9 protein-coding genes are annotated in these 9,581 nt (G+C 71.2%); 8 read left to right on the forward strand and 1 reads right to left on the reverse strand.

Going from position 1 to position 9,581, the window contains the following annotated elements:
* On the reverse strand, positions 1-268 hold a 268-nt coding region (locus H7K62_RS21720; RefSeq protein WP_222438024.1), incomplete at its 3' end, for a hypothetical protein.
* A 519-nt stretch (positions 269-787) separates the two neighbouring features.
* On the opposite strand from H7K62_RS21720, the gene H7K62_RS24435 reads away from it, so the two are divergent.
* The 8 genes from H7K62_RS24435 (at position 788) to H7K62_RS21335 (ending at position 9,260) form a co-directional block, all read left to right on the forward strand.
* Entirely contained in the window at positions 788-2,755 is a 1,968-nt protein-coding gene (locus tag H7K62_RS24435) for a methyl-accepting chemotaxis protein (RefSeq protein ID WP_186722557.1), read from the forward strand.
* Positions 2,756-2,988: 233 nt separating this feature from the next.
* Complete coding sequence (locus tag H7K62_RS21305) at positions 2,989-3,309, forward strand: cupin domain-containing protein (RefSeq protein ID WP_222438025.1); 321 nt, start codon at positions 2,989-2,991, stop codon at positions 3,307-3,309.
* Between the two features lie 414 nt (positions 3,310-3,723).
* A complete protein-coding gene (locus tag H7K62_RS21310) occupies positions 3,724-4,245 on the forward strand; it encodes a sigma-70 family RNA polymerase sigma factor (RefSeq protein ID WP_186722558.1) in 522 nt (173 codons plus the stop codon).
* Entirely contained in the window at positions 4,242-5,282 is a 1,041-nt protein-coding gene (locus tag H7K62_RS21315; RefSeq protein ID WP_186722559.1) for a hypothetical protein, read from the forward strand. The genes H7K62_RS21310 and H7K62_RS21315 overlap by 4 nt, the downstream gene beginning before the upstream one ends.
* A 398-nt stretch (positions 5,283-5,680) precedes the next feature.
* Positions 5,681-6,301, forward strand: coding sequence for a recombinase family protein (locus H7K62_RS21320; protein WP_186722560.1), 621 nt, complete (start codon positions 5,681-5,683; stop codon positions 6,299-6,301).
* Positions 6,302-6,535: 234 nt separating this feature from the next.
* Positions 6,536-7,225 (forward strand): hypothetical protein, encoded by a 690-nt coding sequence (locus tag H7K62_RS21325; RefSeq protein WP_186722561.1) that lies wholly within the window; start codon positions 6,536-6,538, stop codon positions 7,223-7,225.
* A gap of 152 nt (positions 7,226-7,377) precedes the next feature.
* Entirely contained in the window at positions 7,378-8,040 is a 663-nt protein-coding gene (locus tag H7K62_RS21330) for an RNA polymerase sigma factor (RefSeq protein ID WP_186722562.1), read from the forward strand.
* Positions 8,040-9,260: a hypothetical protein gene (locus H7K62_RS21335; protein WP_186722563.1), complete on the forward strand. Its 1,221-nt coding sequence runs from the start codon at positions 8,040-8,042 to the stop codon at positions 9,258-9,260. Before H7K62_RS21330 ends, H7K62_RS21335 begins: the two co-directional genes overlap by 1 nt.
* Positions 9,261-9,581 lie beyond the last annotated feature (321 nt).

Raw genomic sequence — 9,581 nt, forward strand, 5'->3', positions numbered from 1 at the left:
TGGCGACCGGGCTGGCGACCGGGCTGGCGACCGGGCTGGCGACCGGGCTGGCGACCGGGCTGGCGACCGGGCTGGCGACCGGGCTGGCGACCGGGCTGGCGACCGGGCTGGCGACCGGGCTGGCGACCGGGCTGGAGTCCTCGTCGCCGACGCGCGCAGCGAGATCAGCACTGCTGGGTGCCACTGGCTGATGGCGCCAGGGCCGGACGACCAGCACACCGACTATCACCACAAGCACCAGGGGCCCGAGAGCGATGGCAGCGCTCACCGCCAGCGCCGGGACCGGTCGAGCGCGTCGAGGCGCCACGCCCGGGTCAGCGCGCTCAAGCATCGACCAAGTGATCACGCTGACGCCTCGGCACCAGATTGGGGTCCGCTTGAGGTGGTTGCTAGGGCGTGGTCCGTTCAGCCCGCAAGGCCGCTCTGACGGCCGTCGCACGGTGGGGGGACGCCCGTCCTTTGGGATCCGGGCTTCGGCCAAGCGTCTCTGACCACCGGACGCCGCGGTGCGCGTCGTGGCGCCCGACCCTCAGGGCCGCCGACCGCCTCAGAAGGGATCACTTACCGGGCAGCTGCGAAGAGGCTCGCTCCCCGGGCGCAGCAGCGCTCGCATCACCCCACGCAGGGAGAATGCTCGCGCCGTGCGAGCAGGTCCTCGTCAAGCGCCCGAACTCGCCCAGCCGTCTTCCGGTGTGCAGACGCTGGCGGCTGTCAACTCACCCGACCCGCTGTCGATGATCCGGCGAGGGCGCGAGGTTCCGCGCCTCACTGCACCGAGGCGATGGAGGTGACGCAGGTGCTGAATGCGCTGCTGCGTCCGGCTGAGACGTTCATGAGCTCGATGACCTTCACCCGCAAGGTGCTGGTGCTTGCGGTCTGCCTGCTCGTGCCGCTCGGGGTGGCGCTGAACGCTCAGCTGTCCAGCCAGGGCAGCAACATCGCCGTCGCCGTCGCCGAGCGGGAAGGATTAGCCGTGATCCGGCCGGCGCTGCTGCTGCTCGCCGATGCCTCAGCGGCACGTCTTGCCGACGCTAGCGCGCAGGACGCCGCAACCGAGGCCGTCCAGCAGGACCTGAACGACCTGACCACCGCCCGCGCTGCCCTGTCAGCCATCAAGCGCAGCGACGACGCGCTGGCGGGCCTCTCGGCCGCAGTCAGCGCCGCCGCCAGGGAAGGCGCTCCTGCGCGCGCTGCGGCATGGGAGTCGGTGCAGCAGGCCGCGCTCGCTTACATCGAGGCGGAGAGCAGCCGGTCCCAGCTCATTCTCGATCCGGCTCTGGACTCCTACTTCGTTATGGACGCGCTCACCGCCCGGCTTCCAGCGGTGCTGGTGGGAGCCAGCGCAGGCGCCGTCCAGGTGGCAGATCTGACCTCTGTATCAGCTACCGCTGAGCGCGCAGCCGCGGCCGTGACCGCTGCAGACACCGCCCAGGCCGCCGCCGCGCTGCGCCTGGACATCGATACCGCTGAGCAGGCCACCCCGTCCGTGCGGGGCGCAGTGGAGACCCCAGTGGCAGCGGTGGTCTCTGCGGCCACGAGCCAGGCCGGCGCGGTGACCGCAACGGCTACAGACGACACCGCAGCGGCTGCAGCGCCTGCGACGGCTGCAACGGTCCAGACGCAGTCCGCCTCCTCTGCTGCGGGCACCGTTGCAGCAGGGCGAGCCGCAGTGGAGCCGCTGTCTGCCTCACTGGAGGGAATGCTCGCCCAGCGCCAGGCGAGCCTTGGCCGTGACCGGGCCGTCGCGCTGGGCATCACGGTCGCTGCGCTGGCCCTGGCGCTGTGGGTGGGCCTGGCTTTCCTGGTGGGAACACGCCGACGGTTGGGCTGCATCAACGATGTCCTCTCGGGCGTAGCCGTCACCGACTTCACGCTCTCAGCCGATGTCGGCGGCCGTGATGAGCTCACGGCCATGGCCTGCAAGCTGAACGCCGCCTCACGCGCTGTTGCTGAGGTCTTCGCCCAAATCGCCGCGCTCAGTGACCGGGCCAGAACCTCCACCACACAGCTCGGTGGACTGGCTGATGGGTTGCGCACCCGGATGGCATCGGATGCTGTCCGTGCCGAGGGGCAGGCGGCGGATGCCAGTGACGCCGCGCAGCAGGTGAGCGTCGCCACGGCGGGCAGCGGTGAGATGGTCTCGGCGATCTTGGAGATTACCCGCAGCGCTAGTCACGCCAGCACGGCCACCGACCAGGCCCGGGGCCGTGTGGAGGAGACCGGGCAGGCTGTGCAGGCGCTGGCGCGCAGCTCCCAGCAGGTCGCCGTGGTGGTCGGCCTGATCGCCTCAGTGGCGGACCAGACCAATCTGTTGGCGCTGAACGCGACTATCGAGGCGGCGCGGGCAGGTGAGTTCGGCAAGGGCTTCGCGGTGGTGGCCCAGGAAGTCAAAGAGCTGGCGCGGGTGACCGCGGGAGCCACCGGTGACATTGAGAAGCTGGTTGCTGAGTCGGAGGCTCGCGCCGCGCATGCGCAGTCGCTGATGGGGGACCTGGTGCGTCAGATCAGCCAGGCCCACCAGGCGCAGGCGGTGATCGCTGCAGCGGTGGAGGAGCAGTCGGCCACCACGAGCCAGATGAGCTCGGTCTTGACCAGCGGGGCGCAGGCGGTCTCCCGGTTGGGGTCGGCAGCGGTCGCTGCCGACGCCGCCGCACGTCGCGCCTCTCAGGACACCGACGATCTCGCTGCGGCTGCTGGGGACCTGAGGGGGGCTGTTGAGCAGCTGGATGAGGTCGCGCGGCGGGTGCGCACCTGAGGCGGACGCAGCCGGGGGCGACCAGCGCAACGGGTCATCTGCTGCCTCATACGCGGTCTCTGGCCGTACGGCTCGGTGGGACTTCAGCATGGGCCGGCCGCTACCACGGCGGCCGCTACCACGGTGGGTCTCAGGTTGAGGTGCACCAATCAACGACCGGCACCCGAGGCACCGGTACCGCGGCCGGTCCCGCACCAACAGGACCGGCCGCCTCGAACCAGAAAGGACCTGCGTTGCAGCTCATCACCCCCGCCCCCACCCAGCGCCCCACCGAGACCTTCACCGGTGAGGTGCTCATGACCCCGTTGGCGACCGGCGTGCAGCCCTCCCGCCTCGGCGTCGCTCACGTGCGCCTCGCCCCCGGCGCGCGCACGTTCTGGCACGTTCACCCGCGCGGTCAGGTGCTGCACGTCCCCGACGGCACAGCCCTGGTGGGCACCCGCGACGGTTCGGTGGTGCGCGCCCGCGCTGGTGACACCGTCGTGCGCGCCCCAGGTGAGGAGCACTGGCACGGCGCCAGCGCCGACGCCTTCGCCGCCCACCTGGCCATCTAGGAGGCGGCCCCCGTCGAGGGTGAGGACGGCAGGTGGACTCCTATCACCTGGCTCGAGCCGGTCTCGGACGACATTAACGCCGCGGCCCAGCGCCAGCCGGGACCGGACCAGCGGTGAGCTGAGCGGCCAACAGCAGCCGCGCGCCGAGCGCTACCGGCCGCCTCACTCAACGACCGATGACTGGACGCCGCGGCACTGGACCGCCTGCTCGGGCGCACCGAGAGGATGGTCAGGCGGCGGCACTCCATTCACTCCCGCGTCTGTGCGGCGTCTTGAAAAGATTTCCTGCGCGACGAGCAACCTTGTGAGCACCTGCACGTCTCTCCCGTCGCAAGGGCGCCACAACGGCGCCCCGAATGACGAGGTGCGGACGTGGACCCGAGCGCGACCAGCACGCAGACAGGGAGACCGTCGGTGGGCCTGACCACGCTCGATGATCTCTTCGCCGAACGCTGGACGGTGATGGTCCGCCTCGCCGTGCTCCTCGTCGACGACCAAGAGTCGGCTGAGGACGTCGTCGCCGACGCCTTCACCAGCTTGGCGGGCAACTGGCACCGCATCGATCCCGACCGAGCTGTCGGCTACCTGCACCGGTCCGTGGTCAACGGCGCTCGATCCGCCTTGCGAAGGCGCCGCACGGCCCGCGCGTGGAGCCCGCCGGCGCTGCGCCACGGGCCCTCGGCCGAGGACGTCGCGCTCCTAAACACCCAGCACCGGGAGCTCATCGAAGCTTTGTCCACTCTCCCGCCCCGCCAGCGAGAGGCCCTGGTGCTGCGCTACTGGTCTCACCTGGATGAGGCAGCCACCGCAGAGGCCATGGGGGTCTCGCGCGGAACGGTGAAGTCCACCACCAGCCGAGCCTTGGTGGCGCTGCGTCGTCGCGTCGGCGACACCCCCACCCCAACGGACCGATCGACCAAGGGAGGTACCCGATGACCGGGTTCGACGACAGCGTCACCTCAGCGCTTCGTGCGCGGGCAACGGGCGTGCTCAGCGACCCCGCTGAGCAGCTGCGCCGCCGGCCGGACCTCGCCGCTGCCCTCGCCGCTGCCCGCTCTGGCGAGGCCGAGGACCTGGACCTTTCCGCTGGCGACGACGCTCACGTGGTGCCGCTGGGGGCTGAGCCTGCCACTTCCGATGGCCAACGACGTCGAGTGTGGGTGGTGCTCGCCGCGGCTGCTGCCGTCGTGGTTCTCGTGGGCGCCGCGGTCGGGCTCGCCCGCGCCCAGCGTCCCGACGGAGGAGCCATAGCCCCTGCGATGACGGTTCAGCAGGCCTTCTCCGTGCTGGAGCGTCCAGCGATGGCTGCGGATGCCCTGCCGGACGTGGGGATCAGCATCCCGTCGCTCCCGGTACCCGGGTCGGCGCGGGTGCTCGCCGACTCTGCTGCTGCGGAATACTGGGCAGCCTTGGATGCTGCGGGCGAGGTGTGCCTCGTCGTGTTGGAGCGCACAGGGGCACCCAGCTTCACGACGATGTGCCAGCCGGTCGAGCGAGCCGCACGCGAGGGGGTGCGGGTCAGCACGGATGCGAACTCCATGATCAGCGCTGTGCTCGTGCCGGACAGCTTCGACGCCCGCGAGCTGCAGCGCGCCGGGTATCAGCGCATCGTCGCGAACCTGTGGGTGGACGGGGCGACAGCGTCAGCGGTGGCGCTTGCCGACGTCGAGAACGCCTCACAGCAGCCGTTAGCCCTGCAGGCCCGACTCGGTCGGGGCACTGAGGAGCTGCCCTCTTTCAGTGTGGACTCGGGTTCCTTCAGCGTGGTGGTGAGGTGCCTGGGCCCGGCCCGGGTGGGGCTGGTCATCAATGGGGAGGTGCTGGCGCCAGAAGACTGCAGCGACGGAATGCGGTCCGTGGGCAGGGAAAGTGACGGTGCACCGGTGCAGGTGAGGGTCACGGCCGACCCCGGCGTGTCCTGGGCTGCCGGGGTCATCGCCTGCCGCCGCGACGAGATGGGTACGTATTGCTAAGGGAGTAGCTGTCCTGCGGCGGCCGAAACCCTCGCCGGGGCCCGGGCCATCCGAGGTGATGCTGCTCTCGCGCTTCTTGGGGGCTCCGCTGCAGTTGACGTGATCAACGGCCGGGCTTCCGAGGCTGCACGACCGGCGACCGGACCTGGTAGTGACCGTCGCGCCCGACCGCGGACGAGGACCGCCGTCTGTCGCAGAAGGGATGGTCAGCGAGACGCTGACCGGTCGGGGATCGTCAGCGAGACGCCACTGCGCCGCAGCAGGGGCTGACCGAGTGAGGCTCCGCGCCGACCCTCGTCCACGCCCGCTGGCGTGCTCACCGTCGACGGGCAACGGCTCACGCCGCCGTCGGCCCGGACGCGATGGCGCGCCCGGGCCGGCCAGCTCAGGAGACCACCATGACCGGCCTACTCATCGGCTACGCCCGCTGCTCCACCGACGGCCAAGCCCTCACCGCCCAACGCAACGCCCTCACCGACCTCGGCGTCGAGGCGAGCCGCATCTACGTCGACCACGGCCTGACCGGCACCAACCGCGACCGACCTGGACTGCGAGAAGCCATGGCAGCCTGCCGCGACGGCGACACCCTCGTCGTCACCAAGCTCGACCGCCTGGCCCGGTCGCTACCTGATGCCCGGGCCATCCTGGAGGAGCTCACCACCCGACAGGTCCGCCTGAGCCTGGGCGGATCGCTGCACGACCCCACCGACCCCGTGGGCCGGCTGCTGTTCAACGTCCTGGCGATGGTCGCCGAGTTCGAAGCCGACCTGATCCGGATGCGCACCCGCGAGGGCATGAAGGTCGCCCGCGCCAAGGGCCACCTGCGGGGCAAGCCGCCGAAGCTGAGCCGAACCCAGGAGGCGCACCTGGTGGAGCTGATGGGCGAGGGCCGCCACAGCGCCACCGAGGTCGGGGAGCTGTTCTCGGTCTCCCGGGCGACGGTCTACCGCGCCCTGCGGCGCGCGTCGATGGCGTCGACTACGAACTGCGCCACGCCGTCTGCGCCGGCGCCGCGGTGAGGCCCGCGGCTGTCTCGGCAGGGGTGACCTCCCGAGACAGCCGTCGCCACGCGGTACAGTCCCACGCACCTCGACGGCGCGGGATCTCAGAGCGTCCGGTCAGCGGTCGCCGGATGAGACGCCCCAATCTGACGGGCTGTTGTGCCTCGACGACGTCTTCCGCTGCCGGGTCTCGTCGGCCTCGCGCAACGAAATCGCTGTCCAGAGCACTGTCCGCCTCAGTAGCGTCCCGATGTGAGTGATGACGCCGAGGACCTCAACCCGACGCAGACCACGGCCGCTAGCGGCAGCCCGGACCGCGACGCCGAGGGCGCCGACGATGACGGTGAGATCCTCGCGACGATGTGGACCGCACCTGCCCTGGAGGCCTACCAGGCCAAGGTGGGGCACCTCATCGACGTGCTGACCACTCACGCCCAACTGGTGAGCACCCGCGCGGGGCGCCAGCGGGAACTGCCGGCCTACTTCGCCTCTGCCGATTCGCTGCAGCGGGCGGTCAACAACTTCGCGGACGCCGAGTTCGACTGGTGCGGCTCCATCCCGGTGCGCGGCAGTGATGTTGACGACGAGGATGTCGAGGACGCTTTTGAGGACGTTGAAGGCGATGCGTCTTTGGAGGGGCTGGGGGTGCTGACGGTGCTAGGCCGTTACGACTACGTCATCACCGACGCGGCCGCCCTGGTCGAGGAGGGCCGCCGTGGGTACCTGCGGCACTGGACACAGGAGACGCCCGAGGACGCCCAGCAGCGTGTGCAGGAACCTTCAGACGCCGTCAGGGAGCTGCTGCACGGAGCACCGCTTGCTGAGCTGGAGGGTGTGCCGGGTCTGCAGCTGACGACATGGGTTCCTCAGCTGATCCAGCACGGGGGAAGCGACGACGACGAGGTCGCCGAGAACCCGTTCGGTATCGCGGGACAGAGCTGACCGGGCAACGATCGCTACCCGAACAGCGAGACACTCACTGCGACCCACGTCCGACGGTGACGTCGAGCCAGGTCCACCCCTCGTCGCGGAGTCGGCTGTAAGAACGAGCCGTGAGGTGGAACTACCGGGTATCCCCCACGAGAGGAAGCCCGGTGAACGACGACCCCGCCGACCGGCTGACCCGCCTGTTCCGCGACCACTCCGCCCGCGTCCTGACCTTCCTGGGCCACCGCGGCGCCGGTGACGCCGCCCCAGACCTGCTCAGCGAGGTCTTCACCACCACCTGGCGCCGCATCGACGACGTCCCCGACCCAGCGCTGCCCTGGCTGCTGGGCGTGGCGCGCAACACCCTGGCCCACCACTGGCGCGCCCAGGGCCAGCAGGCAGCGCTCGCTCTGCAGGCAGCCCACGCCGCCAACCGCGAGCACCCCAGCCACCGCGGGGGACCCGCCACCCTGGACATCGCCGACGTCGTCGCCGAACGCTCGGCGGTCATCACCGCCCTGGCCGCCCTCGCCGACGAGGACCGTGAGGTGCTCCTGCTCATCGGCTGGGACGGCCTGACCGCCGGTGAGGCCGCCGCCGTCCTGGGCTGTGCCCCCGGTGCCTTCGCCGTCCGGCTGCACCGCGCTCGGCGCCGCCTGCAGCGGGTGCTGGACCCACCGCCGTGGAGCGATCCAGCTGTGACGACCGCGCTGCCCGCCAGTGCTCGGCCCGGGCCCACCACCAGGACCGCGACCAGCGCTGCCCACCGGCAGGTCAGCGACCTGACCACCCACATCCCCGTTCCCGCGTCCGTGCTCAAGGAGTCCTGATGCCCACCACCATCCCCACCCCCACCGGTCACGACGACGGCGCCGACGCCGTCATCGCCCGACTCCGCGCTGTCCGCCCCGCCAGCGCTCAAGACGCTGAGAACTACCTGGCCCTGCACGGCCAGGACGTGCTCGCCGGCATCCTGGCCACCCCGCGCGCTGCCACGACGTCGACCTCGAATCTCTCGGCTGCGCCCGCGCCGGCGACCGGCCGCGGCACCACCGCCAACAGCGCTCAGAGCGGCGGTGAGGTCGTCTCGCTGCGCCGGCCGGTCTCGCGGGGTCGCCGCGTGCGGTGGTCTCTGCTGGCTGCTGCGGCTGTGGCTGCCATCGCGCTGCCGGGTGCTCACGTCGTCCAGCACGGCCTGCCGGCTCCCTTCGGGGTGCAGACCACCGGCGAGCTGCCCGGGCAGATGGGCCGGCTGCTGGCCGTCACCAGTGATGACCGGGCGGCCGCGTCAGCGCCGGCCGGATCGGTACTCATCGAGCTGGCCTCGGCAGCGCTGCGGGAGCCGGTCACGCCGGGCAGCGCCACCGTCTCCTACGTCGAGGAGACCTCCGCGGCACGTGTGGGTGACCTCTCGGCGCTGACGAGCACTACCACTCAGACGTGGAAGGCCCCCGACGGGTCCGGCCGTCAGGTCACCGGCAGCGAATCGACCACCGACCCACTGACCGAGGCTGACGACTCCTGGGGCCCAGGACAGTCACCTGACGGTGGCGAGTGGGCTGCGGGGCGCCTGCGCGGCCTGGTGCTGGCGGACCTGTCCACCGACCCGGCGCAGCTGGCCGGTCAGGTCCGAGACTGGGCCATCCAGCAGCCTCCGATGGTCGGTGAGCAGCCGGGGACCGTCGCCGATGCCGAGCTGGACCTTCTGGCCGTGCTGCTGGCTGAGCCCAGCGCCGGGCCGGCGCTGCGCTCGGCGGCGTTCACGGTGCTGTCCCAGCGGGAGGACGTGGGTCTGCTCGGTGAGCACACCGACCCGTTGGGGCGCACTGGCACCGCGGTGGAGTACGACCAGGTCAACGGCGCGACGTGGCGGGTGACGCTGACGTTCGACCCGGCGACGTCGACCCTGCTGTCGAATGAGTCGACGCTGGTGGACCGCGGTGGCATGCAGTGGCTGGCGGCGGCGCCGCTGGGTGCATGGTCCTGGACGGCGTACACGACCACGGCGATGGTTGACGCCGTCGGGGACACGTCTCCGACCGCGAGCTGACGCTAGCCGAGCCCGTCGCTGCGCCCATCACGGCGCGGCGACGGGCTCGTACCTGCTGCCTGCGGATAGATGTCAGAGGGGACCGCTCACCGCCCGTCTCCGTGCACGTCTCGGCGCACCGGTCGTCGGCGCCGCTGTCCGTCGCAGATGGGATCGACTACCGGAGCAGCCGGACCTCGACAGGCAGGTCGAGCTCGGCCCAGACGCGGTCAGCCGTGAGAACTGATGGTGGGTCGCTGCGCACGGTCAGCGCGAGGCAGCAGCGGTCACCGAGGGAGAGCTGCCGGCCACCGGGCAGGCCACGCAAGGCCCCAGCGAACT

The organism is Quadrisphaera sp. RL12-1S (genome assembly GCF_014270065.1).
Lineage (GTDB): Bacteria > Actinomycetota > Actinomycetes > Actinomycetales > Quadrisphaeraceae > Quadrisphaera.

Coding starts and splice junctions, on each gene's coding strand:
- H7K62_RS21315 (WP_186722559.1), top strand. CDS start 4,242: ATGACCGGGTTCGACGACAGCGTCACCTCAGCGCTTCGTGCGCGGGCA.
- H7K62_RS21320 (WP_186722560.1), top strand. CDS start 5,681: ATGACCGGCCTACTCATCGGCTACGCCCGCTGCTCCACCGACGGCCAA.
- H7K62_RS21335 (WP_186722563.1), top strand. CDS start 8,040: ATGCCCACCACCATCCCCACCCCCACCGGTCACGACGACGGCGCCGAC.